Origin of the sequence: Streptomyces griseus, assembly GCF_900460065.1 — a bacterium.
Lineage (GTDB): Bacteria > Actinomycetota > Actinomycetes > Streptomycetales > Streptomycetaceae > Streptomyces > Streptomyces griseus.
In genome coordinates this window covers 48,414-74,903 of sequence record NZ_UAVD01000011.1, presented here as the reverse complement: position 1 = coordinate 74,903, position 26,490 = coordinate 48,414, and the positions used below count along the sequence as shown (strand labels likewise).

The 26,490-nt window shown below is 70.7% G+C and carries 23 protein-coding genes; 9 read left to right on the top strand and 14 right to left on the bottom strand.

The features are described from left to right. Positions 1-37 precede the first annotated feature (37 nt). The gene (locus tag DTB53_RS06565; RefSeq protein WP_012380961.1) at positions 38-700 is read left to right on the top strand and encodes a CatB-related O-acetyltransferase; all 663 of its coding nucleotides are present in this window, start codon (positions 38-40) and stop codon (positions 698-700) included. A gap of 111 nt (positions 701-811) precedes the next feature. Here DTB53_RS06565 and DTB53_RS06560 read toward each other — a convergent pair whose 3' ends face one another. From DTB53_RS06560 to DTB53_RS06540, 5 genes are all read right to left on the bottom strand, one after another. Continuing rightward, positions 812-1,765 (bottom strand): SUKH-3 domain-containing protein, encoded by a 954-nt coding sequence (locus tag DTB53_RS06560; RefSeq protein ID WP_012380960.1) that lies wholly within the window; start codon positions 1,763-1,765, stop codon positions 812-814. Continuing rightward, complete coding sequence (locus DTB53_RS06555) at positions 1,762-2,169, bottom strand: YwqJ-related putative deaminase (protein WP_236586363.1); 408 nt, start codon at positions 2,167-2,169, stop codon at positions 1,762-1,764. Before DTB53_RS06555 ends, DTB53_RS06560 begins: the two co-directional genes overlap by 4 nt. Then, positions 2,144-2,617: an SUKH-3 domain-containing protein gene (locus tag DTB53_RS06550; RefSeq protein WP_012380958.1), complete on the bottom strand. Its 474-nt coding sequence runs from the start codon at positions 2,615-2,617 to the stop codon at positions 2,144-2,146. Before DTB53_RS06550 ends, DTB53_RS06555 begins: the two co-directional genes overlap by 26 nt. Positions 2,618-2,630: 13 nt before the next feature. Continuing rightward, on the bottom strand, positions 2,631-4,322 hold the full coding sequence (locus DTB53_RS06545) for a YwqJ-related putative deaminase (protein ID WP_069631218.1): 1,692 nt from the start codon (positions 4,320-4,322) through the stop codon (positions 2,631-2,633). 237 nt (positions 4,323-4,559) lie between these two features. Beyond that, entirely contained in the window at positions 4,560-4,985 is a 426-nt protein-coding gene (locus tag DTB53_RS06540) for a MerR family transcriptional regulator (protein ID WP_012380956.1), read from the bottom strand. Positions 4,986-5,044: 59 nt separating this feature from the next. Between DTB53_RS06540 and DTB53_RS06535 the strand changes: the two genes are divergently transcribed. Beyond that, positions 5,045-5,956 carry an NAD(P)-dependent oxidoreductase gene (locus DTB53_RS06535; protein ID WP_012380955.1) on the top strand — a complete coding sequence of 304 codons (912 nt, stop codon included), beginning with the start codon at positions 5,045-5,047 and terminating at the stop codon, positions 5,954-5,956. Between the two features lie 39 nt (positions 5,957-5,995). Here the strand turns inward: DTB53_RS06535 and DTB53_RS06530 are convergent, their stop codons facing one another. Then, on the bottom strand, positions 5,996-6,622 hold the full coding sequence (locus tag DTB53_RS06530) for a helix-turn-helix domain-containing protein (protein WP_078562768.1): 627 nt from the start codon (positions 6,620-6,622) through the stop codon (positions 5,996-5,998). Between the two features lie 335 nt (positions 6,623-6,957). Between DTB53_RS06530 and DTB53_RS06525 the strand changes: the two genes are divergently transcribed. Next, complete coding sequence (locus DTB53_RS06525; RefSeq protein WP_012380953.1) at positions 6,958-8,421, top strand: NCS2 family permease; 1,464 nt, start codon at positions 6,958-6,960, stop codon at positions 8,419-8,421. Positions 8,422-8,495: 74 nt separating this feature from the next. Here DTB53_RS06525 and DTB53_RS06520 read toward each other — a convergent pair whose 3' ends face one another. The 3 genes from DTB53_RS06520 to DTB53_RS06510 all read right to left on the bottom strand — a co-directional run bounded on the left by DTB53_RS06520 (position 8,496) and on the right by DTB53_RS06510 (position 10,168). Beyond that, complete coding sequence (locus DTB53_RS06520; RefSeq protein WP_003969147.1) at positions 8,496-8,843, bottom strand: VOC family protein; 348 nt, start codon at positions 8,841-8,843, stop codon at positions 8,496-8,498. A gap of 69 nt (positions 8,844-8,912) precedes the next feature. After that, positions 8,913-9,365 carry a GNAT family N-acetyltransferase gene (locus DTB53_RS06515; RefSeq protein WP_003969146.1) on the bottom strand — a complete coding sequence of 151 codons (453 nt, stop codon included), beginning with the start codon at positions 9,363-9,365 and terminating at the stop codon, positions 8,913-8,915. A 152-nt stretch (positions 9,366-9,517) separates the two neighbouring features. Next, positions 9,518-10,168 carry a mycothiol-dependent nitroreductase Rv2466c family protein gene (locus DTB53_RS06510; RefSeq protein ID WP_003969145.1) on the bottom strand — a complete coding sequence of 217 codons (651 nt, stop codon included), beginning with the start codon at positions 10,166-10,168 and terminating at the stop codon, positions 9,518-9,520. A gap of 145 nt (positions 10,169-10,313) precedes the next feature. Here DTB53_RS06510 and pepN (DTB53_RS06505) point away from each other — a divergent pair, with 145 nt between their 5' ends. From pepN (DTB53_RS06505) to DTB53_RS06485, 4 genes are all read left to right on the top strand, one after another. Next, the gene (gene pepN, locus DTB53_RS06505; RefSeq protein WP_012380952.1) at positions 10,314-12,917 is read left to right on the top strand and encodes an aminopeptidase N; all 2,604 of its coding nucleotides are present in this window, start codon (positions 10,314-10,316) and stop codon (positions 12,915-12,917) included. Between the two features lie 204 nt (positions 12,918-13,121). Further along, on the top strand, positions 13,122-14,186 hold the full coding sequence (locus DTB53_RS06500) for a hypothetical protein (protein WP_042497189.1): 1,065 nt from the start codon (positions 13,122-13,124) through the stop codon (positions 14,184-14,186). 453 nt (positions 14,187-14,639) lie between these two features. Continuing rightward, entirely contained in the window at positions 14,640-17,948 is a 3,309-nt protein-coding gene (locus tag DTB53_RS06490; RefSeq protein WP_012380950.1) for a S8 family serine peptidase, read from the top strand. Positions 17,949-18,217: 269 nt separating this feature from the next. Beyond that, entirely contained in the window at positions 18,218-19,246 is a 1,029-nt protein-coding gene (locus DTB53_RS06485; RefSeq protein WP_012380949.1) for an aspartate-semialdehyde dehydrogenase, read from the top strand. Positions 19,247-19,323: 77 nt separating this feature from the next. On the opposite strand, the gene DTB53_RS06480 is transcribed toward DTB53_RS06485, so the two are convergent. Continuing rightward, positions 19,324-19,824: a DUF1203 domain-containing protein gene (locus tag DTB53_RS06480; RefSeq protein ID WP_012380948.1), complete on the bottom strand. Its 501-nt coding sequence runs from the start codon at positions 19,822-19,824 to the stop codon at positions 19,324-19,326. 124 nt (positions 19,825-19,948) lie between these two features. Between DTB53_RS06480 and pepN (DTB53_RS06475) the strand changes: the two genes are divergently transcribed. Then, positions 19,949-22,522: an aminopeptidase N gene (gene pepN / locus DTB53_RS06475; RefSeq protein ID WP_012380947.1), complete on the top strand. Its 2,574-nt coding sequence runs from the start codon at positions 19,949-19,951 to the stop codon at positions 22,520-22,522. 68 nt (positions 22,523-22,590) lie between these two features. Here the strand turns inward: pepN (DTB53_RS06475) and DTB53_RS06470 are convergent, their stop codons facing one another. Beyond that, entirely contained in the window at positions 22,591-23,052 is a 462-nt protein-coding gene (locus DTB53_RS06470) for a hypothetical protein (RefSeq protein ID WP_012380946.1), read from the bottom strand. Between the two features lie 310 nt (positions 23,053-23,362). Between DTB53_RS06470 and DTB53_RS06465 the strand changes: the two genes are divergently transcribed. Beyond that, positions 23,363-23,896 carry a hypothetical protein gene (locus tag DTB53_RS06465; protein WP_012380945.1) on the top strand — a complete coding sequence of 178 codons (534 nt, stop codon included), beginning with the start codon at positions 23,363-23,365 and terminating at the stop codon, positions 23,894-23,896. 95 nt (positions 23,897-23,991) lie between these two features. On the opposite strand, the gene alc is transcribed toward DTB53_RS06465, so the two are convergent. From alc to DTB53_RS06450, 3 genes are all read right to left on the bottom strand, one after another. Next, positions 23,992-25,146, bottom strand: coding sequence for an allantoicase (gene alc, locus DTB53_RS06460; RefSeq protein WP_012380944.1), 1,155 nt, complete (start codon positions 25,144-25,146; stop codon positions 23,992-23,994). 65 nt (positions 25,147-25,211) lie between these two features. Then, complete coding sequence (locus DTB53_RS06455; RefSeq protein WP_012380943.1) at positions 25,212-26,123, bottom strand: LysR family transcriptional regulator; 912 nt, start codon at positions 26,121-26,123, stop codon at positions 25,212-25,214. Positions 26,124-26,244: 121 nt separating this feature from the next. Further along, entirely contained in the window at positions 26,245-26,475 is a 231-nt protein-coding gene (locus DTB53_RS06450) for a hypothetical protein (RefSeq protein ID WP_012380942.1), read from the bottom strand. Positions 26,476-26,490: the final 15 nt, after the last annotated feature.

Genomic DNA, 26,490 nt, shown 5'->3' with positions numbered 1-26,490 from the left:
CCGCCTGCCCGCCCCTCCCCTCGTCCCGGAGCACCCCATGTCATCCGACTCCGCCCCTCTCCCCGCGGACCCCACCGTCCTGCACCCGATGCCCGGTCAGCCGCGCGTGGTGCAGCTGAGGCCTCTGGTCACCTCGCCGCTGATCGAGGCCGGGGACTACTCGTACTACGACGACCCCGAGCACGCCACGGAGTTCGAGACCCGGAACGTGCTCTACCACTACGGCCCCGAGCGCCTGGTGATCGGCAAGTTCTGCGCGCTGGCGACGGGGGTGCGGTTCATCATGAACGGCTCCAACCACCGCATGGACGGCCCGTCCACCTTCCCCTTCCCCACGCTCGGCGGCTCCTGGTCCGACCACTTCGACCTGCTGACGGGCCTCCCCGACCGGGGCGACACCGTGATCGGCAACGACGTCTGGATCGGCTACGAGGCCGTGATCATGCCGGGCGTCCGCATCGGCCACGGCGCGATCGTCAGCTCCCGCTCCGTGGTCGTCTCCGACGTCCCCGACTACGGCATCGTCGGCGGCAACCCGGCCCGCCTGATCCGCACCCGGTACGCGGAGGAGGACATCGCACGGCTGCTGGCGGTGGCCTGGTGGGACTGGCCGGCGGACCACCTGACACGCCACATCCGTACGGTGATGTCGGGCACGGTCACGGAACTGGAGGCGGCGGCGCCGGGTGCGATCCAGTAGTCCGGGGCGGGGGCCTGCGGGCTACCGGTGCGCCGTTCGGGCGGGTGGGAGGCGGCGGGCTGAAGTCCCCGGGCTTCGGTGCCCGGTCGGCACGTACGCGTACGCGACTCGCTACCGGTCGATTTCCGCCTGACGGGAGTACCTCTCCAGATCCTCGGCACAGAGGCGGACGGCTGCCCCGGCGCGGCCCACCGAGGCCCCCATCCCCGCCGACAGTGAGAGTTCCATCACCGTTGGCGTCGCGGCGTAGTGCCCCGTACGGACAGAACAGGCGACAGAGGACAGCGGGCCGGAAGTATGCGGCGGCCTGCCGACGCTCACCTTCAGCTCACTCCCCAGCTCGGTGGTTCCCTCGGACTCGATCAGCGCCATTGCCGTGGCAACCAGGGGTGCCGCGGCGTCCTCCAGCAATCCCCCTGGCAGCGGTATGAAGCGATCCAGGGTCTCCACACCGATACCCCTCAACGCCGTGACAGTGAGGCGTAGTTCGCGGGCGCTGTACACCCGTCGGTGGTGAAGGACGTACACGGCCACCAGGGCGGTCCGGACCGCGTTGAGAAGCGGCGTCTCTCCGGGCGTCGACGGTGCCGTCCATACCCACCGGCGGGCGGCGATCCGGTGTGGTGCGTCTCCTTCCGACAGCGCTGTGAGCCCTTCACGCACGGTCCTTCCGAGCAGCCAACGACCGCCGTGGTCGATCGAGAACAGACGGCCCTGCTCATCGACCGCGAGCAGTGCGTCCGCGTCCGTGCGACCGAACGGAAACATCCGGGACCCCAAGGACTCACCGAGCAACATGAACGGTCTCAAGGCGCTTCGCGCCTCCGTGGGATCGACCACACATCCGGTGGCCGCCACAGAACGCCCCGGCCCCACCGGGGAGACGCGCAGTCCGTGAAACGCGCGCAGGGCTTGCTCGGCCGCCGGGAACAGCACCCAGGTAGCTCCACCGGCCACCGGCTCGACGAACGCGATCGTCTTGAGAACAGCCGACATCGCGTCGTCCCTGACGTCACGGCCGTCGTGCCACCCTGCGGCCGTCAGCGCGTCATGGTTCGACGTCATGTGTCCATGACGGTGACGTGGAGCCGGTCCAGCAGCGCCGAGCACGAGCGGCACACCTGCGCCGGAGTGCCGTGCTCGGGGTCGCCGTGGCCCCGGATCTTCTTCGCGACAAGGAGGGCACCCGCGAGATGGCCCGCACCCTCGTCGAGGGTGCTCGTTGCCCCGTCGACGCGTTGGCGATCCAGGCTCCACAACTGATCCGAGATCAGCGCGGACTCGGCGCAGTAGCCCATGAAGGGTTCGCGTTCCGCCACCGGAAGTGCGTCGAGAAATTCTCGCACGGCCGGGTGAAGATCAGGCTGCTCGTCACCTCCGAGGCTGGTATGACTGAAGATCTTCCCGCGAACGAGCAGTGACGCGGCAACACCCGGAATCAAGTCAGACAAAATAGTCCTCCGCGTCATCCATTCTGCTGCTCATCAGACTCATCAAGGCCTCGTACTTCTCACTTCCCAAATAGTAGGAACCAGTGTGATGCGAGAAGAAGAACCGCCCGGATTCATCCATGAGAATCGTTGACCCGTCATAGGTGTCATATCCGACCGGGAATAGCTTGACGCCGAGGTCTCCGGCTAGTTCATCGATCTCCTCGGCGTCACCCTTGAACACCAGGTGCGGAGTGAAAATCGCGAAATTCTCCGGAGCGGTGTCGATGACCGCCCGAAGGGAGACGTGCTCACGAATAAAGGAGAGCGCGGCCGCGGAGGGCTCGATGTCCACACCGTAGGCGCGGTAACGGTCGGTCACCGTCGCGACAGCCTCGGCAGCCTCCTGTGCCGCATCCCGCCCTGGGTACCACCCGGCTTCCGTCAGCCACGCGTCCACTTCTTCAACCGTGGAAAGTATTGGCATATTTGCTCTCGTTCTATGTGTGCGCAGTGACGCCGATCAGTGGCAGGATCCTGGAGCAGGACCGACAGGGCTCTTTGTAGTCGCCATGATTCTTGAATCCCGTGGGCGAGTCCTGCTCTCCGATCTGGAGGGAATAGACACGCGCCCCTTCCATGACCCTGCGGATGTCTTCTTCTGTGCTTATCCGGGCCCCATCCCTTCCTTCTATCCCATGAAGCCGGTCGGATACAAGTGCAATCTCTGCGCACTTGCCGTGCCCCGCTCCCGGGTTCTCATTATCTGCCCGGATCTCCCGCTCCACTCGGTCGACCACGTTTTGGAGCGCGGGGTGGGTTTCCAGCAGCGTCTGTCCGTGCCGCTTCGTGGAGCTGGAGTGACTCGTCAGGGTTCCCTCGTGCAGCAACCCTCCCGCACAAGACTTCACAAGACGGTCCTTACCCGGCGGATTATGCCCCGCCTCCTGGTCACGGGCGTCGTCCGCGAGGCGGCGGGTCTCACGGACCAGGGCGGCCCGTTGCTGCTCCTCGCTGAGGTGGCTGACGTCGAGCGCGTCGCGCCGATGATGCTTCATCTTGCCGGCGCTTCTGCCGTGCCACCCAGGCTGCGGGCTGATCGGCTTCCCCTCGGGTTCACCCCCGGGCGTGCCGCCGCCCTGGCCGTTGCGACCTCCTCCGCCACCTCCGCCGGACCTCGCACCGTCGTCCGTGCCCGAACCGGACTGGATCTTCTTGATCCCGTCGCGAACGTCCTGGTCGGCTTCTTTGTGGATCCTCGAGCTCTTGGAAATGGAGTTGGGAAGCGTCTTCCCGACATGGTCGCCAAGGTCTTTCAGTGCTTTGTCGAGTCTGTCGGTCACACCGTCGATGGTGGTGTCGAGGACTGCGGTCAGCGAGTCCTTGCCCTTGGCCCGGCCGTGGTGCCCCTTGGCTTTCGTGAGCTTGCCACCGGTCTTCTCCCGCATGGAAATCTGGACGCCGGCCAGTCGCATGCCCGTATTCGCATGCGCGTCGTGGTCGATGACCGGGCCGGCATCTGGGCCGGGGCCGGGACCAGTTGCCCCCGGCACGGAGTTGAGCTGGAGGTCCCCATTGCCCGCGCGTACCGCTTGGTCGATATTGACCCCGTCCTGCACACCGGCCATGTTCAGCGCGGTCTGAACGGCCAGGTCGGCAACGACGTTCTCGATCGCGGCGACCGCCGGCTCCGTGAGAATGGCCACGATCTCCGCGACGGCAGCCTCTGCCATCTCTTTGAGGATCCTCTTGAACGCGATACGGGTGGCCGCGATCTTCGCACCCGCCAGAAGGGTCGACAAACCGGCTGTCACCGGGGCGAAGGCAAGCGTGATACCCACGGTCGCGCAGAGGTCGGCCAACTCCCCGACAGCTGCGATCTTCCGAGCAACGATCAGGTCAGCGACTCTGTCAAGAGCACTCGCAATGAGCCGGGCCGCCTTCGCCAGATCCTTGTGCTTGCTCTGTACCTTCGACCAGTGTGCGTCAAGAGCGGTCAGCGATTCGCTCTTTCCGCTGAGGAGCAGTTGCTGCACATGCCGGTGCGCGGCGCCTCCGTCGTCCTCCGCGTCTTCGGCGAACTCCCGCAAAGCGTCCGCCATATCGCGGTAAGCGTCCTCGTCGACGTTGGGCCAGCCGACACCCACCACATCCAGCATGGTGTCGACGCCGTCAGGAATGGTGTAGCCCACAATCAGCAACCCCCGTTGGCCGTATGTTCGTTTCCCCGCAGCCGTGGCGAATCATCCTGCCACGGTGTGAGCCTGTGGCTCGAGCCCTGACCTGACGGAACCGGCCACCCGCGTGCGGTGCGCAGAAGCCCTTGTCCATCGCGGAGTTGGTGAAAGCGGGCAGACTGCTCGTCACTACGACGCCCCCAGCACGTCGAGGAGTTCGAGACCGGCAACGTGCTTCGCCTGCACGGTCCACTACGGCGGCGACGGAGCGGTGGCCGCCGTGCGCGCGGCCACCGTCGCGCACGCCTCCTCGTCGGTCACGCCCGACTCCGCCGTCAGCTCGATCAGCGCGTCCAGCCGGTCGCGGGCGGCCAGCAGGGCGGCGGCGGCCTCGTCGACGCGGGCTCGTTCGCGGCGCAGGTCGGGGAGCATGCTGGAACAGGCCGGCTCCAGGATGCGGCCCTCGTCGACCATGCACGGCAGCAACTCGGCGATGACGGCCGTGCCCAGGCCGGCGGCCAGCAGCATGCGGATGCCCCGCACGGTCACGACGTCCGCCTCCCCGTACTCGCGGTAGCCGCTCGGGCGACGGGCCGGGCTCAGCAACCCCTGCTCCTCGTAGTAGCGCAGCGACCGCTGGCTGACGCCCGTTCGTCGGGAGAACTCCCCCATGCGCATATGACGACCACCACATTCGGTTGACTCTCACACCGATGTGAGACAGCAGCCTGGGGCGCATGACACATCAGCCTTCAACTCGCTCGCAGGACAACCCCGTCACCGTCATCGGCCTCGGCCCCATGGGCCTCGCCCTCGCCGAGACCCTGCTGAAGAAGGGCCATCCCACCACCGTCTGGAACCGTACCCCGGGCAGGGCACGGGATCTCGTCGCCCGGGGCGCACGGCTCGCGGGGTCCGTGGCCGACGCCGTGGCCGCCGGCCCTCTCACCCTCGTCTGCCTCAAGGACTACCCGACGCTGTACGAGGTGCTCGGTCGCGACGACGGCGCGTCGGCGGGCCGGACCCTGGTCAACCTCAACTCCGGTACGCCGAATGAGGCGCACGCGGCGGCCTCCTGGGCGGCGGAGCGGGGCGTCTCCTACCTGGACGGTGCGGTCATGGTGCCGCCGCCCCTCGTCGGGGACCCGGGATCCCTCTTCCTCTTCAGCGGTCCGCGCGAGGTCTTCGACGCCCACCGGGCCACGCTGGCGAGCCTGGGCGACCCCCGGCACCTCGGCGATGACCCCGGGCTTGCGGTGCTCCACAACGCGGCGCTGCTCGGTCTGATGTACGCGACGATGAACGGCTTCCTGCACGCCACCGCGCTCGTCGGCTCGGCGGGCGTACGGGCGGCGGAGTTCGCCGATCTCGCGGTGAACCGGTTCCTGCCCACGGTGGTGGACGCGACCCTCGCCGAGCAGGCGCCGGATCTGGACGCGGGCCGCTACCCGGGAGAGCTGGGCACCCTGCACATGAATCTGAACGCGCTGGAGCACATCGCCCGCACCTGCGAGGAGCAGGGTGTGCACACGGCGCAGCCCCGGCTGATGCGGGACATCGCGGCACAGGCGATCGAGGGCGGCCACGGCGGGTCGAACTACCTGGCGGTGTTCGAGGTCTTCAGGAAGGCGGCGCCGCACACGCGGTAGCGGCGGCGGTACCCGGCGGGTCGCGCGAGCCCCGCCGGGCTACGCCCCGGTGGACCCCGGCAGCCGGGCCCAGAAGTGGTCGACGATGTTCTCGACGTAGCGACGTCCGTCCTCGCCGGACGCCGTGGTGCCGCCCGCCCGGCTCAGGGTCGCCGCCAGGAGGCCCTGGTACTCCTGGTGCATGGTGGCCAAGGGGCCCTTCAGGTCGCGGCGTTCCATGGAGACGAGCTTGGCGATGTCGCGGATGTGCGCCTGCCAGCGCGTGGAGACCGCCTCGGTGAGGAGACGGGCCAGCTCCTCCTCCAGGCGGGTGATGGCGATGAAGTCGCGTGCGGGGAGGCCGAGGACCTCGCCGAGCTTGACGGACTGCCGCTTGTCGCCGGCCCACAGACCGGCTTCCTCCATGGACAGGTACGCGTCGAGGGTGAGGCCGGTGGCCCGCGCGACCTCCTCGGCCGAGACGCCGCGGGCTATGCGGTGTTCGAGCAAGGTGCTCGGGCGGCCCATGAGTTCACTGGGCTGACACCACAACGCGCCCGCCAGGGCGGTGAACTCCGCCGCGTCCGGTACATGGGTTCCGCGCTCCCAGGCGATCACATGCTCGGGACCGACGTGTGAGGTGCCGAAGGACGCGCGCATGCCGTAGGCGACATGACCGGGTGCCATCCCGAGTTTCTCGCGCAAGGCGCGCGCTGCCCGCGCGTTGAAAGGGAGTGGTGGGTGCACATACGGAGCGTAGGGGAGCTGTCACCGCCAATTCCATACCCGCTGTCGGCTGCCTGCCGGTTTGGCGGAAAAGGTCACCGCCGATTCCGTAGGAAGCCACAGGGCCGAAAAGGGACCAACTGCACGCTCTACGCGGGTAGTTGCGCTCCCGCCGATGCCGCGTATGATCCGCTCGCAAGATGCCGCATGTGCGTTCGCACAGCGCCTGCCACTCACTTCGGGCAGCACCGGCGAAACCCCCTTCCCCATTGTTCGCAGGCTCAGGAGACTCCGTCATGCACTCCAGTACGACCAGCCCGCCGCCCGAAGCGAAGCCCGAAGGCGCGAAGCCCGACGGGTCGGGGGGCGCCGTCGACCGGTTCTTCCGCATCAGCGAACGCGGTTCGACCTACCTCCAGGAGATACGCGGCGGATTCGCCACGTTCTTCACGATGGCGTACATCCTGGTGCTCAACCCGATCATCCTGGGCGGGGCCGAGGACAAGTTCGGCAAGCAGCTGGACAACGTGCAGCTGGTCACCGCCACCGCCCTGGTCGCCGCGGTGATGACGCTGATCATGGGTGTGGGCGGCAATCTGCCGCTGGCCCTGGCGGCGGGGCTGGGCATCAACGCCGTCGTCGCCTACCAGATCGCTCCGCTGATGAGCTGGAACGACGCGATGGGCCTCATCGTGCTCGAAGGGCTGCTGATCTGCGTCCTGGTGATGACCGGGCTGCGCGAGGCGATCATGCACGCCATTCCGCAGCCGCTCAAGCAGGCCATCAGCGTCGGCATCGGTCTGTTCATCGCCTTCATCGGCTTCGTGGACGCCGGGTTCGTCACCCGCATCCCCGACGCCGCGAACTCCACCGTGCCGGTCCAGCTCGGCACCGGCACGCTCACCGGCTGGCCGATGCTCGTCTTCTGCCTGGGCGTGCTCCTGACGATCGTGCTGGTCGCCCGCAAGGTCAAGGGCGCGATTCTCATCAGCATCGTCCTGATGACCGTCGTCGCCATCGTCATCAACGAGATCGCCAGCATCAAGTCCTGGGGGCTCACCTCGCCCTCGATCCCCGACAACCCGGTCGCCGCACCCGACTTCGGGCTGCTGGGCCAGTTCGACCTGTTCGGGTCGTTCGGCCAGGTCAGCGTGTTGACGGTCGTCCTGCTCGTCTTCACCCTCATCCTGTCCGACTTCTTCGACACGATGGGCACGGTCGTCGGTGTCACGGCGGAGGCCGGGCTCCTCGACGAGCGGGGTCAGGTGCCCGGCCTCGGCCGCGTCCTGCTCATCGACGGTGTCGCCGCCGTCGCCGGTGGCGCCGCGTCCTCGTCGTCGGCCACCACCTACATCGAATCCGCGGCGGGTGTCGGCGAGGGAGCCCGCACCGGCTTCGCCAACATGGTGACCGGCGGCCTGTTCGCGCTCGCCCTCTTCCTCACGCCCGTCCTGACGATCGTGCCGCTCCAGGCGGCGGCGCCCGCCCTCGTCGTGGTCGGGTTCCTGATGATGACCCAGGTCAAGCACATCGACTGGGACCGCTACGACGTCGCCATCCCGGCCTTCCTCACCATCGTCGTCATGCCGTTCACCTACTCCATCACCAACGGCATCGGCGCCGGCTTCGTCGCCTACGTGGTCATCAAGGCCTGCCTGGGCAAGGCGCGCGAGGTCCACTGGCTGCTGTGGGGCACCGCCGCGCTCTTCCTGGTCTACTTCGTCATCGACCCGCTGGAGCAGGTCCTCGGCCTCAAGTAGCGAAGCGGGCGGCGGTGTCCCGGGCCGGTGAACGGCTTCCGGCGACGGTGGTCCCCAGGCCCTGTCGACCGAGGTCAGTGGCTCCCGGCGTCGGCGAGGCAGAACTCGTTGCCCTCCGGATCCCTGAGCACGGTCCAGGACATCCCCTCCATCGACTGCTCGCCGACGACGGTCGCGCCCAGCTTCGCCAGGCGCTCCACGTCGGCCGGGCGGTCGGGCGAGGAGAAGTCCACGTGCACCCGGTTCTTGGCGGCCCTGGGCTCGGGCACCCGCTGGAAGCCCAGGACCAGCGGGGTCGCCGCGAGGATGACGAACCCGCCGTAGTCCTGCGTTCCTTCGACGCCCAGCGCCTCGGCCCACCAGGCGGCCAGGGCCTGGGGGTCGGCACAGTCGATCGTGATCATTTCCGGTGAGATGCGCATGCCCCTCACCGTACGGCGCACCACTGACAACGGGCCGGAAAGCCGCCCCCGGCCCGTTGCCGGCCGCCGTCACACGAGCGCGACCTCCAGCAGCGGGAGTTCCCGGCCCGCGACGGAACCGGACGGCGTGACGCCGATCCGGACCGCGCCCATGGCCCGGTAGAAGGGCTCCGCGTTCGGGTCGGCGTCGATGGTGAGGCGGGTGAAGCCGAGGCGGCGGGCCTCGTCCACGGTGTGGGTGAACAACCGCCGCCCGACGCCCCGGCCGATGGTGTCCGGCTCGACGAACATCATGCCGAGCGCGCCCAGCGGCGGCTCTCCGTCCAGGGTGGTGAAGCCCAGGATCCTGCCGTCCTCCTCGGCCACCGCCGTCCGCCGCGCCGCCACGTCCGCGGGGCGGACGGTCAGCTCCTCGCGGCAGGCGGCGAGGAACTCCGCGTCGTACTTCCAGTGGCCCTTCGACCGGAGGGCCAGTTCGGTCAGTGCGGCGGCTTCGGCCGCCTCGCCCGCGCGTATCCGCATGGGGTCATCGTCCCCCGGGCGGACACGCGCGGCCACCGGCTCGGCCGGCGTCGGTCGCATGCCGGTGCCAGTCGCGAACCGACGCCAGTCGCGAACCGGCGTCACGCGCGGACCGGCGTCACGCGCGGACCGGCGCCGGTCGAAGACCGGCGTCAGTCGAAGATCGGGCCCTGCGTCCGGGTCCGCTTGATCTCGTAGAAGCCCGGGACGGAGGCGACCAGCAGCGTGCCGTCCCAGAGCTTCGCCGCCTCCTCGCCCTTGGGGGCGGGGGTGACGACCGGGCCGAAGAAGGCGACCTGCTCGCCGTCCGCGCCGGGGACGGCGATGACCGGGGTGCCGACCTCCTCGCCGACCTTGTCGATGCCCTCCTTGTGCGAGGCGCGCAGCTCGGTGTCGTACTGGTCGGAGTCCGCGTGGTCCGCGAGGTCGGCGGGCAGGCCGACGTCCTTCAGCGCGGCGACCACGGTCTCGCGGGTGAGGCCCTCGTCGTTGTTGTGGAAGCGGGTGCCGAGCGCGGTGTAGAGCGGGCCGACGACCGCGTCGCCGTGGAGCTGCCGGGCGGCGACGACGACCCGGACCGGGCCCCAGGCCTGGTTCTCCAGGAGGTCGCGGTACTCCTCCGGCAGCTCGTCCAGCTTGTCCTCGTTCAGGACGGCCAGGCTCATCACGTGCCAGCGGACCTCGACGTCGCGGACCTTCTCCACTTCCAGCATCCAGCGCGAGGTCATCCACGCCCAGGGGCAGAGCGGGTCGAACCAGAAGTCGACCGGGGTCTTGCCGTTGGCCGGAGTGTTCTCGGACATGTCTCTCCTCAGAAGGGCGTGTTACACCTGCGGGCGTGAACACCTCCGGGCGGGCAGCCATTCCCTGAATGCCGCCCCGCCGGGACGCGTGCAAGGATCAATGGGTTCGAACACGACACATGACGCGCGTCACGAAGGAGTGCCCGTGCCCGGTGAAAACCTGTCCCGCGACGAGGCCCAGAAGAGGGCTGAGCTGCTGACCGTCGACGGATACGAGGTCGAGCTCGACCTGCGGTCCGCCGTCGGCGAGCCCGAGGGGGCCGACGGGGGCGACGGTCCGCGGACGTTCCGGTCGCTCACCACGATCCGGTTCCGCTCCGCCCGTGCGGGCGCCTCGACCTTCGCCGACCTGGTGGCGCCGGGCGTGGACGCGGTGACGCTGAACGGAACGGCCCTCGACCCGGCCGTCGTGTTCGACGGGACGCGGGTGGCCCTGGACGGGCTGGTGGAGGGCGAGAACGTCCTCGTGGTCGACGCCCGCTGCGCGTACAGCCGGACCGGCGAGGGCATGCACCGCTTCGTCGACCCGGAGGACGGCGAGGTCTACCTCTACACGCAGTACGAGCCGGCCGACGCCCGCCGGGTCTTCACCAACTTCGAGCAGCCCGACCTCAAGGCCCCCTACCGCTTCCGGGTGACCGCCCCCGCCGACTGGCGGGTCTGGTCCAACGGGGCCGAGGAGTCGCACGAGGACGGGGTGTGGACCTTCGCCGAGACGAAGCCGATCTCCACGTACATCACGGCCGTCGTCGCCGGTCCCTACCACTATGTGAGCGACCACTACAGCCGTACGTTCGACGACGGCACCACGCTGGAGATCCCGCTCGGCGCGATGTGCCGCAAGGGCCTGGCCAAGCACTTCGACGCGGACGACGTCTTCCTGATCACCAAGCAGGGCCTGGACTTCTTCCACGACCACTTCGACTACCCGTACCCCTTCGGGAAGTACGACCAGGCGTTCGTGCCCGAGTACAACCTCGGGGCCATGGAGAACCCGGGCATGGTCACCTTCCGCGAGGAGTACATCTACCGCGGCAAGGTCACCTCGGCCGCCTACGAGCGGCGGGCCAACGTCATCCTGCACGAGATGGCGCACATGTGGTTCGGCGACCTGGTGACCATGGAGTGGTGGGACGACCTGTGGCTGAAGGAGTCCTTCGCGGACTTCATGGGCTCCTTCTCGATGGTCGAGGCGACCCGCTTCACCAACGGCTGGATCACCTTCGCCAACAACCGCAAGGCGTGGGCCTACCGCGCCGACCAGCTGCCCTCCACCCACCCCATCACGGCGGACATCCGTGACCTGGAGGACGCCAAGCTGAACTTCGACGGGATCACGTACGCCAAGGGCGCGTCCGTGCTCAAGCAGCTGGTGGCCTACGTGGGGCGCGACGCGTTCCTCGAAGGCGCCCGGCGCTACTTCAAGAGCCACGCCTACGGCAACACCCGCCTGGGCGACCTGCTGTCGGTGCTGGCCGAGACGTCCGGGCGCGACATGACGGCCTGGTCGCGCTCCTGGCTCCAGACCGCGGGCGTCAACGTGCTCACCCCCGTACCGACGTACGCCGCGGACGGGACGCTGACCGAGCTCGCCGTCGTCCAGGAGGCCGCCGCCTCGCACCCGGAGCTGCGCCCGCACCGCGTCGCGGTCGGCCTGTACCGGCGTACGCCGGAGGGCGAGCTGACGCGTTACGCGCGCGCCGAGGTGGACGTGGCCGGTGAGCGGAGCGTGGTGGAGGCCCTGGCCGGCTCCGAGCGGCCCGATCTGATCCTCGTCAACGACGACGACCTCACCTACTGCAAGGTGCGCTTCGACGAGGGGTCGCTGGCCACGCTCCGCGACCACCTGGGCGAGATCACGGATCCGCTGGCCCGTGCCCTGTGCTGGTCGGCCCTGTGGAACCTGACCCGGGACGCGTTGATGCCGGCCCGCGACTTCGTCGCGCTGGTGCTGGCGCACGCCGGGCGGGAGAGCGACATCGGCGTCCTCCAGATGCTGCACGCCTGGGCGCAGTCCGCGCTGGTCAACTACGCGGCGCCCGACTGGCGCGAGGAGGGCGGCCGGGCACTGGCCGAGGGCGCGCTGCGCGAGCTGCGGGCCGCCGAGCCGGGCAGCCAGCACCAGCTGACCTGGGCCCGCTTCTTCGCGGCAGTCGCCTCTTCCGAGGCGGACTTCCAGCTGCTGGGCGGGCTGCTGGAGGGCACGGCCCGGATCGACGGTCTCGACGTCGACCAGGAGCTGCGCTGGTCCTTCCTCTCCCCGCTGGCCTCGCACGGGGTGGCGAACGAGGCGGCGATCGACGCCGAGCTGGCCCGCGACGACACCGCGTCCGGCAAGCGCCACCACGTGCGGTGTCTGGCCTCGCGCCCCTCGGAGGCGGTCAAGGCGCAGGCGTGGGCGGCGGTCGTGGAGTCGGACAAGCTGTCCAACGCGCTGGTCGAGGCGACGATCTCCGGCTTCGGCCAGTCCTCCCAGCGGGAGCTGCTCGCCCCGTACGCGAACCGCTACTTCGAGGTGATCGAGCGGATCTGGGCGGAGCGCTCCATCCAGATCGGCATGCACGTGGTGCGGGGGATGTTCCCCGGCCTCCAGGACAGCCCCGCGACCCTCGCCGCGACCGACGCCTGGCTGGGCGAGCACGAGGACGCCGCCCCGGCGCTGCGGCGCCTGGTACTGGAGGCCCGCGACGACCTCGCGCGGGCGCTGCGCGGTCAGGAGTGCGACCGGACCGCGGGCCGGGCCGGGTGATACGAGGGGGCGCTCGGGAAGGGCGTGCGTGCGGCGTGAGAGACGGCGCTCGTACGCCCGCCCGAGTCTCCCCCGGCCCGATTCCCGGCGCGAGGGCCCTTTTCGGTTGTCGAACGTCCGTGCTTTAGGACGGCGTTGTCCGGGATTGTCGACGGGCGTGTAACAGGGGTTAGGGCCCCCTCCACGTGCGGGAAACCCCGGGACATGACCCAGAACACCCCGCTCTCCCCCCGGCTCCCCGGTCTCCCCCTTCGCTCCGAGGACGTCACGCACCGTGTCCTGTCCGCCGCCCAGTTGAGGGCGCGGGGGGTGTCCACCACGCAGACGTCCACCCACTGCCTGCCCGGTGGTCCCTGGCAGCACCTGCTGCCGGGGGTCCACCTGCTGCACCCGGGTCCGCCCACCGGCCGGGAGCGGCTGCGCGGCGCGCTGCTCTACGCGGGGCGTCCGCCGGCCTCCGCGCGGCGTGCTCCGGCGGACCCCGCGGACACGGGGTACGGCGAGTCGATGGCCACCGGGCTCGCCGCGCTCGCGCTGCACGGCTTCGCCGCGGCCGGGGACGTGGAGGCGCTGCACCGGATCGACGTGCTGGTCCCGCGCACCCGGCGGCTGCGGTCCACCCGGTTCGTCGAGGTGGTGCGGACCGCCTCGATGCCGGTCCCGGTGCGGGTGGGCGAGGTGCCCGTCGCCCCGGTGGAGCGGGCTCTGGCGGACGCGGTCGCGGGCACGTCCGACGCGGCCCTCGTCCGGCGGCTGCTGACCGAGGCGGTACGCGACGGCCACTGCGAACCGGCTGCCGTGGTGAGGGAGTTGAGCGAGGCGAAGCTGCTGGGGCGGCCCGCCGTGGTCGGCGCGGTCGATGCGCTGCTGGCCGAGGGGCGGGCGGCGGCGGAGGCCCGGCTGTACGCCATGGTGCGCGAGCACGGGCTGCCGGAGCCGCTGTGGAACGTGGAGCTTCGGCTGCCGGGCGGGCCGCTGCTGGGAGGGGTCGACGCCTACTGGCCCGACCAGGCCGTGGCGGTGGAGCTGGACGCCCGGGCGCCCCGGTACGGCGTGCCCGGGCGGAGGGGCGGGACGGAGCCGGACGCGCGGTGGTCCGCGTACGCCGCGCGGCGGGAGCGTCTGGAGCGGCTCGGCATCACGGTCGTCCACCTCACGCCGAGGAAGCTGCGCGAGGCGGCGGACCAGCAGGCGACGGTGGTGCGCACGGCGCTGATGGCGACGGCCGACCAGGAGCCGGCGGCGTACGTGATGGTGCTGCCGCGCTGAGGAGAGGCGGTGGCGGCCCGGACGCGCACCGTTCCCGGCGGGAGATCCGGGAGGTCCGGAAAGCCCGGGAGGTCCGGGAGGCCCGGGAGATCCGGGAGGCCTGGGAGGCCCGGGAGGTCCGGAGGTCCGGGCCCGGAAAGGTCGCCGGCCCCGGCCCGGGCCGCGGGAGACCACCCCGGCGCCGCTCCGCCACGGCTGTTCCCGGCCACCGAACCGTCCGGCCTCGGCCATGGCCGCGTCTGGTCCGGACCACAGCCGCCGCCACCGGCGCCGCCAGGCGCCACGGACGCACCGTTTGGCCTCATTCATCCCTCGTGGCATATCGCGCCCCGTGGCGGATCTATGCCATGTCCCTGACTCGCCTCCGCCAACTCTCCACAAACCCCTGTCATTTAGGCCAGGCTGAGCGGTCATCCGGTACCGAATTCCGGACTCTCTCTTTCAATTACAGGGATGCTGATGACCAAGGAATCCCCCAGCTCCATACCCGGGGCCAGACGCGCGGCGCGTATCGCGGCCGCTGCCGGGCTGGCGGCCGCGCTCGCCGCCTCGGGCGCCGCTCCGGCGTTCGCCGCCGAGGACCCGGCACCGGCACCCGTCAAACCGGCCGCCACGAGCGACCGGGGCGACAAGCTCGGCAAGGCCGACGCCGATGTCCTGGCGAAGGCCGAGGCCAAGGGCGAGAAAAGCGTCACCATGATGGTCGCCACCACCCCGGGGGCGACCGAGCAGGTCAGCAAGCAGCTGGACGCCGTCGAGGGCTCCGTGCTCGGCCAGACCTACGACAAGCTCGGCTACGTCCGGGCGACGGTCCCGACCAGCCGCGCCGAGGCCACCATCAAGGCGGCCTCCAAGCTCTCCTCCGTCCTCGGCATCGATCTCAAGCAGGAGATCAAGCTGGACGACCCGACGCCCAAGGGCGACCGGGCCGCCGGAGCGAAGCAGCCGAAGGCCACGGGCGGTTACGCGGCGCCGAACAAGAAGACCCCGGCGAAGAACCCGTACAACCCGTCGTTCGAGACGGGCGCGGTCGACTTCGTCGAGAAGCACCCGACGGCCGACGGCCGCGGGATCACCATCGGCGTCCTGGACTCCGGCGTCGACCTCGGTCACCCGGCCCTGAAGAAGACCACCACCGGCGAGCGCAAGATCGTCGACTGGGTGACCGCGACCGACCCGGTGAACGACGGCGACGGCACCTGGCTGCGGATGTCGCAGACCGTCACCGGCCCGACGTTCACGTCCGGCGGGAAGACCTACTCGGCGCCGGCGGGCAGCTACAAGTTCGCCACGTTCGCCGAGGCGGCCACCACCGGCGGCGAGATGGCGGGCGACCTCAACCGCGACGGTGACACCACCGACGTCTGGGGCGTGCTGTACGACCCGGTCACCGGCACCACCCGGGTCGACCTGAACAACAACGCGGACTTCTCCGACGACACGGTCCTCAAGCCGTACAAGGAGAAGTTCCAGGTCTCCTACTTCGGCGAGGACGACCCGCGCACCCAGGTCGTCGAGCGCATCCCGTTCGTCGTCGAGACCCGTAAGAACGTCGTCATCAACGCCTCCGGCGCGAAGGCCGACTTCGTCAACATCGGCGTCATCGAGGGCGCGCACGGCACGCACGTCGCGGGCATCACCGCGGCCAACGGGCTGTTCGGCGGCGAGATGAACGGCGCCGCCCCCGGCGCCAAGATCGTCTCCTCCCGTGCCTGCACCTGGTCGGGCGGCTGCACCAACATCGCGCTGACCGAGGGCATGATCGACCTCGTCGTCAACCGCGGCGTCGACATCGTCAACATGTCGATCGGCGGCCTGCCGCCGCTGAACGACGGCAACAACGCGCGCGCCGAGCTGTACAAGCGGCTCATCGACATCTACGGCGTGCAGCTGGTCATCTCGGCCGGCAACAGCGGCCCGGGTCTCAACACCATCGGTGACCCGTCGGTCGCCGACCACGTGATCTCGGTCGGCGCGTCGATCTCGAAGGAGACGTGGGCGGCCAACTACGGCTCCAACGTCACCAAGAAGTACGACATGCAGCCCTTCTCCTCGCGCGGTCCGCGTGAGGACGGCGGCTTCACGCCGGTCATCGCGGCGCCGGGCGCGTCCATCAACACCACCCAGACCTGGGCGCCGGGCGGTCCGGTCAAGGAGGCGGGTTACGACCTGCCGGCCGGCTACTCGATGCTCCAGGGCACCTCGATGGCCTCCCCGCAGGCGGCGGGCGCCGCGGCGCTGCTGCTGTCGGCGGCGAAGCAGAAGGGCATCGAGCTTCCCCCGGCCGACCTGCGCACCGCGCTGACCAGCACCGCGACCCACATCGAGGACGTGCCCGCGCACGCCCAGGGCTCCGGTCTGATCAACATCGTCAAGGCGTGGAAGCAGATCGCCAAGCAGGGCAAGCCGGCGCACGAGTTCTCGGTGAAGGCCCCGGTCGACACCGCGATCGACTTCGCGCTCAAGGACCCGGGCTTCGGCACCGGCCTCTACGACCGCGAGGGCGGTCTGAAGGTCGGCGAGACCAAGGTCTACGACGTCGTCGTCACCCGCACCACGGGCCCGGACCGCAACGTCCAGCACAAGCTGTCCTGGAAGAACAACGACGGCACCTTCGAGCTCAGCAGCCCGCAGTACGTCTCGCTGCCGCTCGACACGCCGGTCAAGCTGAAGGTCAAGGCGAAGGCGAAGTCCGCCGGGGTCCACAGCGCCATCCTGCGGGTCGACGACAAGAAGACCTCCGGCGTGGACCACCAGATCATGACCACGGTCGTCGTCGCCCACGAGCTCCAGGAGCCCGGTTACGCCTACAAGGCGTCCGGCTCGGTCCAGCGCAACGGCACCACGTCGTACTTCGTCAACGTGCCGGAGGGCGCGAAGACCCTTGAGGTCGCCCTCAGCGCACTGCGCTCGGGCAGCCAGACGCGGTTCGTCTCCCTGCACCCGTACGGGACGCCGGTCGACCCGACCACGACGACGTTCTGCTACCCGAACTACGAGAACCCGGCCAACACCTGCCGCCCGGACGCGCGTTCCTACAAGGACCCGCAGCCCGGCGTGTGGGAGATCGAGGTCGAGGCGCGCCGTACGTCGCCGCTGCTGGACAACCCGTACAAGCTGGATGTCTCGCTGCTCGGCACGACCTTCGACCCGGCGGTGCAGACCATCGCCGAGGCGAAGATCGGCACGCCCGCCCCGGTGAACTGGACGGTCCACAACAGCGCCGCCGCCTTCCAGGGCAAGCTCCAGGGCGGTTCGCTGGGCTCGGCCAAGGTGGCGAAGCCGTCGATCTCCACGGGCCAGACCCGTGAGACCACGGTCACCATCGGCGCGGGTGTCGAGAAGCTCGACATCGCCGTCGGCGGCACCTCGGACACCAACGCGGACATCGACCTGTTCGTCTTCCGCGGCGCCACGCAGGTCGGCAGCTCGACCTCCGCCGGTTCCGAGGAGACGGTCAGCCTGCTCAAGCCCGCCGCGGGCACGTACACGGTCGTCGTCGACGGCTACTCGGTCCCGTCCGGGACCACCACGTACGACTACCGCGACGTCTTCTACTCGGCGTCGCTCGGCACGCTCAAGGTCGACTCGACCAAGGTCGTGAACCTGGCCAACGGTGCGTCGGCCCAGGTCGGCGCCGAGGTCGTGGTCGCCGGGGCGGCCCCCGAGGGCCGGCAGTTCTTCGGTGAGGTCAAGCTGGTCAACACGCGCGGCACCGCCGCGGGCACCGGCAGCGTCGTGATCGAGAAGGTCACGCCGTAACGACCCCTTCGCGGGACGGCGGGGCGGGTGCTCTCACGGGCACCCGCCCCGCTGTGCGTGTTCCTCGTCACACCCCCCGAACACCCGCCGCAGATGTTTCCCCCCGCACGCACGGACGTTGCAGAATCTGCGGTTCTCGCGCGAAGAGTCCGCAGGTCGGACAATGGATTGGACAAGGCGGGCCAGGACATACGCATCATGGAGCGGCAAACGGGCCGCACAGCCGCACGGGCGGGCAGCAGCCGGACGTGCAGAACAGAGGAGTCCTCGTGAAGGTCGGAATCGTCGGCGCCACCGGTCAGGTCGGCACAGTCATGCTCAGGATCCTGGCCGAGCGGGACTTCCCGGTCGACGAGCTGCGGCTGTTCGCCTCGGCCCGGTCCGCGGGCTCCACGATCGACTTCAAGGGCTCCCCCGTCACCGTCGAGGACGCCTCCGCGGCCGACTACACGGGCCTGGACATCGTGCTGTTCTCCGCCGGCGGCGCGACCTCGAAGGCGCTGGCCGAGAAGGTCGCCGCCCAGGGCGCCGTGGTGATCGACAACTCCTCCGCCTGGCGCAAGGACCCCGAGGTCCCCCTCGTCGTCTCCGAGGTCAACCCGCACGCGGCCCGCGTCCGGCCCAAGGGGATCATCGCCAACCCGAACTGCACGACGATGGCCGCGATGCCGGTGCTGCGCCCGCTGCACGACGAGGCCGGCCTCGAAGCGCTGACCGTCGCCACCTACCAGGCCGTCTCCGGCTCCGGTGTCGCCGGCGTCGCCGAGCTGCACGGCCAGGCGGCCAAGGTCGTCGCCGAGGCGGAGAAGCTGGCCCACGACGGCGAGGCCGTGGACTTCCCCGAGCCCGCCGTCTACAAGCGCCCGATCGCCTTCAACGTGCTGCCGCTGGCGGGCTCGATCGTGGACGACGGCTCGTTCGAGACGGACGAGGAGCAGAAGCTCCGCAACGAGTCCCGCAAGATCCTGGAGATCCCGGAGCTGAAGGTCTCCGGCACCTGCGTGCGGGTCCCGGTCTTCTCCGGCCACTCGCTCCAGATCAACGCCCGCTTCGCCCGCCCGATCGGCGTCGAGCGCGCCTACGAGCTGCTGAAGGACGCCGAGGGCGTCGAGCTCTCGGAGATCCCGACCCCGCTCCAGGCCGCCGGCAAGGACGCCTCCTTCGTGGGCCGCATCCGGGTCGACGAGACGGTCGACCACGGTCTCGCGCTGTTCGTCTCCAACGACAACCTCCGCAAGGGCGCGGCGCTGAACGCCGTGCAGATCGCGGAGCTGGTGGCGGCCGAGCTGAAGGGCTGACCCGCGGCGTCACGCGTACGGGGAAGGGGGCGGCCACCGGAGTCCGGTGGCCGCCCCCTTCCCCGTACGCGGCCCGCTCAGCCGCGCCGCACCTCGAAGTGGAAGCACCCGTACTCCACGGCCCGTACGTGCGCCAGGGCCACCTCCGGGTCCGCGAACGCCTCGTCGAGGGCCGCGTCGAAGCCCTCGTCCGGCTCGGCCGGGATCTCCAGCAGCCGCCCGCCCACGATGTGCCCCCGGGCGTCGTAGCGGCGCACCGTGCGCAGTGCGCCCGCCCGTGCGAAGGGGTATCCGCCCCGCCGCGGATCGGGGCCCGCGCACGGCTCGGCGTGGATGAAGACGGGCCCCTGCTCGTCGTACGCCCCCGGGCCCGCCCCGGTCGCGGCGGCCCAGCGGCGCAGCGGGGCGTAGGAGACGAGGGCGATGCGCTCCCCCGGCTCGCTGCCGCGCAGGCAGCAGCGCAGGGGGTGGCCGCCCTCGGTCGCGGTGTACGGGCGGCAGGGCCGGCCCGCGTCGTCGGCGGCGCGGAGTTCGGCGAGGGCGGCGGGGTCGATGGGGCGTGGCTGGTGTCCGGTCATGGTCCGAGGGTGTCCCGGTGAGCGGTTCGCGTCCGGCGGAAAACGGACATCGCGTTGGGGGCACGTGCGTGGAAGGATGGGCCGAAACGCCGCTTATCAAGTCGCACACCTAGGAGATGACCGCGTGCCTGGCACGAATCTGACCCGCGAAGAGGCACAGGAGCGGGCGCGCCTGCTGACCGTGGACGCGTACGAGATCGACCTCGACCTCTCCGGAGCGCAGGAGGGCGGCACCTACCGGTCCGTGACCACCGTGCGCTTCGACTGCGCGGAGGCGGGTGCGGAGTCGTTCATCGACCTGGTCGCCCCGGCCGTCCACGATGTCGTGCTGAACGGCAAGGACCTGGACGTGGCCACCGTCTTCCGCGACGCGCGGATCGCCCTGCCGCATCTGCGCGAGGGCGCCAACGAGCTGAAGGTCGTCGCCGACTGCTCGTACACCAACACCGGTGAGGGCCTGCACCGGTTCGTCGACCCGGTCGACGAGCAGGCCTACCTGTACACGCAGTTCGAGGTCCCGGACGCGCGCCGCGTCTTCGCCTCGTTCGAGCAGCCCGATCTGAAGGCGACCTTCGCGTTCACCGTGAAGGCCCCGTCCGGCTGGACGGTCATCTCGAACTCCCCGACGCCGGAGCCGAAGGACGACGTCTGGACCTTCGAGCCGACGCCGCGCATCTCCACGTACATCACGGCCCTCATCGTGGGTCCGTACCACGCGGTGCACAGCAGCTACGAGAAGGACGGCCAGTCCGTTCCGCTCGGCATCTACTGCCGCCCCTCCCTCGCGGAGTACCTGGACGCGGAGGACATCTTCGCCGTCACCCGGCAGGGCTTCGAGTGGTTCCAGGAGAAGTTCGACTACGCGTACCCGTTCGCCAAGTACGACCAGCTCTTCGTCCCGGAGTTCAACGCGGGCGCGATGGAGAACGCGGGCGCGGTCACCATCCGCGACCAGTACGTCTTCCGTTCCAAGGTGACGGACGCGGCGTACGAGGTGCGGGCCGAGACCATCCTGCACGAGCTGGCCCACATGTGGTTCGGCGACCTCGTGACGATGGAGTGGTGGAACGACCTCTGGCTGAACGAGTCGTTCGCCACCTACACCTCGATCGCCTGCCAGGCGGACGCGGCGGGCTCGAAGTGGCCGCACTCCTGGACCACGTTCGCCAACTCCATGAAGACCTGGGCGTACCGGCAGGACCAGCTGCCCTCCACGCACCCGATCATGGCGGACATCAGCGACCTGGACGACGTCCTGGTCAACTTCGACGGGATCACGTACGCCAAGGGCGCGTCCGTGCTCAAGCAGCTCGTGGCGTACGTCGGCAAGGACGCGTTCTTCCAGGGCGTCCAGGCGTACTTCAAGGCGCACGCCTTCGGCAACACCCGCCTCTCCGACCTGCTGGGCGCGCTGGAGAAGACCTCCGGCCGCGACCTGAAGACCTGGTCGAGGGCGTGGCTGGAGACGGCGGGCATCAACATCCTGCGCCCGGAGATCGAGACCGACGCCGAGGGTCGTGTCACCGCGTTCACCGTGCTCCAGGAGGCCCCCGCGCTGCCCGCCGGCGCGAAGGGCGAGCCGACGCTGCGCCCGCACCGCATCGCCATCGGCTGCTACGACCTCGACGCGGACGGCAAGCTGGTGCGCACCGACCGGATCGAGCTGGACGTCGACGGCGAGCGGACCGACGTGCCCGCGCTGGTGGGCAGGGCCCGCCCGGCGGTCGTCCTGCTCAACGACGACGACCTCTCGTACGCGAAGGTGCGCCTGGACGCCGAGTCGCTGCGGGTCGTCACCGAGCACCTGGGCGACTTCACCGAGTCGCTGCCGCGCGCCCTGAGCTGGGCCTCGGCCTGGGACATGACGCGCGACGGGGAGCTGGCCACCCGTGACTACCTCTCCCTGGTGCTCTCGGGCATCGGCAAGGAGTCGGACATCGGGGTCGTGCAGTCGCTGCACCGCCAGGTGAAGATGGCCCTCGACCTGTACGCGGCGCCGGAGGCCCGTGAGGCCGCGCTGATCCAGTGGACCGACGCGACGCTGGCGCACCTGCGCGCGGCGGAGCCCGGCAGCGACCACCAGCTGGCCTGGGCCCGCGCCTTCGCGGCCACCGCCCGCAACCCGCAGCAGCTGGACCTGCTCCGGTCGCTGCTGGACGGCGCGGAGACCATCGAGGGCCTGGCCGTCGACACCGAGCTGCGGTGGGCGTTCGTGCAGCGTCTCGCGGCCACCGGGCTGCTGGACGAGGAGGAGATCGCCGCCGAGTACGAGCGGGACAGGACGGCGGCGGGCGAGCGCCACGCGGCCTCCGCGCGGGCGGCCCGGCCCACCCCGGAGGCCAAGGCCGAGGCGTGGGCCTCGGTCGTGGAGTCCGACAAGCTGCCCAACTCGCTGCAGGAAGCGGTCATCAACGGCTTCGTCCAGACGGACCAGCGCGAGCTGCTGGCCCCGTACACGGAGAAGTTCTTCGCCGCGGTGAAGGACGTCTGGGACTCGCGCAGCCACGAGATGGCCCAGCAGATCGCGGTGGGCCTCTACCCGGCCCTCCAGGTGTCCCAGGAGACGCTGGACGCCACGGACGCCTGGCTGGCCTCGGCCGAGCCGAGCGCGGCCCTGCGCCGGCTGATGTCGGAGTCGCGGTCCGGTGTGGAGCGCGCGCTGAAGGCCCGGGCGGCGGACGCGGCAGCCACTGCCTAGCGACACCCCCTACGGCCCTGGGGCGTCCTCTCCGTCGCGGCGGAGGGGGCGCCCCTTGGCTGTGTCGGCTACTCCGGCGGGGGAGCCATCACCAGGGGCAGGTCCTCGCCCGACCGGACCAGTGCCACGGCCTCTTCGGCGGGGCTCCCGGCGGGGGCCGTCAGGAGGAGGGTGACCTCCGAGGCCCGCTCGTACGCGGCGGCATCGACGCGCGCCTCCACCCGCAGCAGCCTCAGCGCCGCGGGGTCGGACGACGACCGCTCGGCGAACCCTCCGGGGTCCGCCTCCAGCCCCTTGAGCAGGGCCGGGTACGCGACGATGTCCACGGTCAGCAGCTCGCCGTCCAGCCGCCGTTCGGCCCAGCCGTCCGTCCGCGCCAGGTAGAGGCAGTCCTCCCCCTCGTACCCGTACGAACCGAGCCGGGCCGCGGCGCGCTCCTGGTGGTCCGCCTGTTCCGCGACGACCACGACGAGCGTCGTGGCGTCCGGGTCGTCCGGATCCAGTCCGGCGCACAGCAGTGCCTGGGCCATCCGGCTTCCCCCCGGGGTGTGAGGTTCGGTTGCGATCGGAGGCAGACTAGGCCATGTCGTCAAACCGCCGCATGCCCCGCGGGGCCGCCCTCAGGGCGACGACGGCAGTTTGGCGACATGGCCCGGCGCCCCGCGAGAACCGCGCGTCCGGCGGCCGTCGGCGCGCGGCGGGGCTCCCGTGGCCCGGAGGCGTCCGGCCGTTCCGCGCGGTTCGGCGGGCGTCGCCCGCCCGCGCGGAACGGTCAGGCACCCCCTAGTGTCCGAAGGGTCGTCGCAGGAAGCTTCGGTCGCGGGCCACGGGAGGGTTCGGATGCCCGGATTCGCCGCCGTGCCGGTCGTGCTGGCGCTGTGCGCCGGTCTGGTGACGGGCCCCGCCGCCCCGGTGGCGGACCGCCCGGACTGCCGGGCGGGTCCGGTGGGCTGCTACGACCTCTACACCTACGGCTACAGCCTCGGGCTGCATCCGTTCACCGGCGCGGACGACGTCCGGGAGCAGCTGACCGACCACTTCTGGCTGTTCCCGGTCAGCGGCGGCTGTGCGGGGCGGATCCGGGCGGGGGCGCGCTGCGAGCTGCTGGGCGGCAATCCGGTCGAGGTGGAGTACATCGGGAACGACTTCTTCCAGATCAACACGCTGCCGGGGCACCAGTTGGGCCGGGGCATGCACATCCGCTTCGCCTTCTCGCGGACCCTCGGCTTCCACTCCTTGACGGTCCGGGCCTGGCAGGACCGGCCCACCGACTGCACGGGCGAGGCCTTCTGCAACGCGGTGAACCGGGTGTTCGCCTGGGGGACCTGGAAGGTGCTGGCGAAGACGCTGCGCTTCTCCGCGTACGTCGCCTGAGCCGCCGGCCCGGTTGGAAGCCGCCCGGCGGACGGGCGCGGAAGCGCAGCCGTCCGCCGGGCGGGAACTGGGGGCGCCGGCCCGGATCTACGGGGTCACGCGCCCGACTCCTCGTAGCGGCGGGTCAGCTCGGCCGTACCGGACTCCGTGAGCGTGCCGTGCAGGCGCATCCGGGCCACCCCGCCGTCGGGGAAGGCGTCGAGGCGGACGTGGGTGACGACGGCCTGGGCGCGCAGGACGAAGCGGTGCAGGGTGTCGGGCTGGAGGCGGGTGCGCGGGACGATCTCGAACCACTCGCCGGTGTCGCCGTTGCGGCCCTGGAGGGCGATCCAGCCGGCGGAGTTGCCCTTGAGGTAGGCGGTGTCGATCTCGATCGCGCGGACCGCGCCCTGGGCGGGGAGGCGGAAGCGGACCCAGTCGTTGGTGTCGCGGACCCGGCGGCGGCGGTTCTCCCAGCCGTCGTCCATCTTGCGGGAGGTGCCCGGCAGGATGATCTGGGTGGGCGAGGAGTAGAAGCGGTCGGAGGCGTCCTCGTACGTACCGCCGTTGAGCACGGAGATCAGGTCGATGGTGCCGAGCGCGGCGAGCCAGGCCGGGTCCGGCACGACCTCGCCGTGCACGCGGAGGCGGGCGATGCCGCCGTCGGGGTGCTGGCAGAGGCGCAGGTGGGTGTAGCGGCGGCCGCCGGTGATCTCGAAGGCGTTGGCCGCGTGGCCGCGTACGGGGGTGGGCGGGAGGATCTCCTCCCACTTCACGTCGTCGGCGAGCAGCTGCTCGGGGCCCGGGGCGCCCTCGACGGAGGTGGCCTGCACGGAGACGCGCTGCGGATAGTTGCCGCGGAAGTGGGCGGTGTCGACGATCAGGCCGCGGATGATGCCGGGCGCGCCGAGGCGGACGATGGCCCAGTCGTGGTCCTCGGGGGCCGGGAAGGGGCTCTCGGCGTCCGCGCCCCTGCGGCGGCGGGTCTCCCAGCCGTCCATGATCTTGCCCTTGTGCCCGAAGTGCTCGGGGTCGAAGACGGCGCGCTCACGGATCAGGAGGTTCTCGCGCTCGGCGAAGAACTCGTCGTTGGCGGCGATCACGCCCGCGCCGAGGCGGCGGTCGGCGAGGTCGACCAGCTCGGTGAAGGAGAGGTCCCCGGCTTCGCGGTAGTCGGCGTACGGGTCGCCGCCGCCGTAGGGCGCGGCGTCATTGGCGTGGGGGTCGGTGTCGGGGTCCTGGAATGTGGTCTCGCTCGCGTCGAAGGTCATGGCTCCCACCTTCGCGCCACCGGACCCATCAGGTCCATCGAAAGTTTTCGCACAGGTCGTTCAGTTCAGCTGAACGATTGGGCGGCCCGGGTGAGCGCGCCGATCACCCGCTCCACGGCCGGCCCGCTCTCCGCCCCGTGCCGGACCGCCGCCACCACGTGGCGGCGCGGCCGGTCCGCCTCCAGCACCCGCATCAGCACTCCCTCGCGGCGCTGTTCGCGGGAGGCCATCCGGGGGACGAGCGCGACGCCCATGCCCGCCTCGACCAGGGCGAGGATCGCGGTCCACCCGGCGGCGCTGTGGGCCTGTTCGGGGACGAAGCCCGCCGCCTCGCAGGCGGCGGTGGTGATCTCGGACCAGGGCCCGGAGCCGCCGAAGATCCAGCGGTCGGCGGCCAGGTCCGCGAGCCGCAGCACCGGCGCTCCGGCCAGCGGGTGGTCGGCGGGGAGCGCCACGTCCAGGGGGTCGGCGAGCAGCGGGAAGAGGCTGAAGCGGGGGTCCCGTGCGGTGGGCGCGTGGGCGGCCAGCGAGAGGGCGAGGTCCACCTCGCCCGCGGTGAGGAGCTCGTAGGCCTGGGCCGCCTCGGCCTCCCGTACGCGTACGTCGGGCCCCGGGCGGTCCTCGGCGCGCAGCAGCCGGACGGCGGGGACGACGAGGGCGGGCACGGCGGTGGAGAACGCGGCCACCCTGACCTCGCCCGCCTCGCCGCGCAGATAGCCGGTCAGCTCGGCCTCCGCCCGCTCCAGCTGGGCGAAGACGGCCTCCGCGTGGCGCAGGACGAGGTGGGCGGCGTCGGTGAGGCGGACCCGGCGGCCCTGGGCCTCCAGGAGGTCCACGCCGAGTTGTCTGGAGAGGTTGGTGAGCTGCTGGGAGACCGCGGAGGGGGTCATCAGGAGCGCCTGGGCGGTCGCCGTCACGGTGCCCCGGTCGCGCAGGGTGCGCAGGATGCGGAGCTTCTTGACGTCCCACTCGGTCATGGGCGCAACCTACCGGGCGGGCGCGCTCCCCGGCTGGCCCGCCGGGGGCCGGACGCACGGATGCGCCGCGCGGCAGTCGCTACCGGCGGCGCACCTTTCGCGCTGGGCGTACGTGTGCGGGTCAGACCTGCTTCTTGGACTTGTCCAGGACCATGACCAGGCCCGTGATCACCACGAACAGGGCGATGGGCGCGACGACGTAGAGACCGATGGTCTCCATCGCGCTCAGGCGCGGAGCGGGGTCGTCACCGTCGTCGGGCGTGAGCGCGAGCGCCGGGCTCGACATGAGCAGCATCATCAGCGTCGTCCCGGCCGCAACGACGCCGGCGCGCATAGCGTTCTTCTTGTCCACGGTGCCAACGTAGCG

What these genes read in the sequence shown, in the direction of transcription:
- DTB53_RS06530 (WP_078562768.1), bottom strand. Translation starts at nt 6,622, where the DNA reads ATGGCACCCGGTCATGTCGCCTACGGCATGCGCGCGTCCTTCGGCACC.
- DTB53_RS06560 (WP_012380960.1), bottom strand. Translation starts at nt 1,765, where the DNA reads ATGACGTCGAACCATGACGCGCTGACGGCCGCAGGGTGGCACGACGGC.
- DTB53_RS06465 (WP_012380945.1), top strand. Translation starts at nt 23,363, where the DNA reads ATGCCCGGATTCGCCGCCGTGCCGGTCGTGCTGGCGCTGTGCGCCGGT.
- DTB53_RS06550 (WP_012380958.1), bottom strand. Translation starts at nt 2,617, where the DNA reads ATGCCAATACTTTCCACGGTTGAAGAAGTGGACGCGTGGCTGACGGAA.
- DTB53_RS06500 (WP_042497189.1), top strand. Translation starts at nt 13,122, where the DNA reads ATGACCCAGAACACCCCGCTCTCCCCCCGGCTCCCCGGTCTCCCCCTT.
- DTB53_RS06535 (WP_012380955.1), top strand. Translation starts at nt 5,045, where the DNA reads ATGACACATCAGCCTTCAACTCGCTCGCAGGACAACCCCGTCACCGTC.
- DTB53_RS06515 (WP_003969146.1), bottom strand. Translation starts at nt 9,365, where the DNA reads ATGCGGATACGCGCGGGCGAGGCGGCCGAAGCCGCCGCACTGACCGAA.
- DTB53_RS06490 (WP_012380950.1), top strand. Translation starts at nt 14,640, where the DNA reads ATGCTGATGACCAAGGAATCCCCCAGCTCCATACCCGGGGCCAGACGC.
- DTB53_RS06520 (WP_003969147.1), bottom strand. Translation starts at nt 8,843, where the DNA reads ATGCGCATCTCACCGGAAATGATCACGATCGACTGTGCCGACCCCCAG.
- DTB53_RS06510 (WP_003969145.1), bottom strand. Translation starts at nt 10,168, where the DNA reads ATGTCCGAGAACACTCCGGCCAACGGCAAGACCCCGGTCGACTTCTGG.
- alc (WP_012380944.1), bottom strand. Translation starts at nt 25,146, where the DNA reads ATGACCTTCGACGCGAGCGAGACCACATTCCAGGACCCCGACACCGAC.
- DTB53_RS06455 (WP_012380943.1), bottom strand. Translation starts at nt 26,123, where the DNA reads ATGACCGAGTGGGACGTCAAGAAGCTCCGCATCCTGCGCACCCTGCGC.
- DTB53_RS06480 (WP_012380948.1), bottom strand. Translation starts at nt 19,824, where the DNA reads ATGACCGGACACCAGCCACGCCCCATCGACCCCGCCGCCCTCGCCGAA.
- DTB53_RS06525 (WP_012380953.1), top strand. Translation starts at nt 6,958, where the DNA reads ATGCACTCCAGTACGACCAGCCCGCCGCCCGAAGCGAAGCCCGAAGGC.
- DTB53_RS06470 (WP_012380946.1), bottom strand. Translation starts at nt 23,052, where the DNA reads ATGGCCCAGGCACTGCTGTGCGCCGGACTGGATCCGGACGACCCGGAC.
- DTB53_RS06540 (WP_012380956.1), bottom strand. Translation starts at nt 4,985, where the DNA reads ATGCGCATGGGGGAGTTCTCCCGACGAACGGGCGTCAGCCAGCGGTCG.
- DTB53_RS06565 (WP_012380961.1), top strand. Translation starts at nt 38, where the DNA reads ATGTCATCCGACTCCGCCCCTCTCCCCGCGGACCCCACCGTCCTGCAC.
- DTB53_RS06555 (WP_236586363.1), bottom strand. Translation starts at nt 2,169, where the DNA reads ATGACGCGGAGGACTATTTTGTCTGACTTGATTCCGGGTGTTGCCGCG.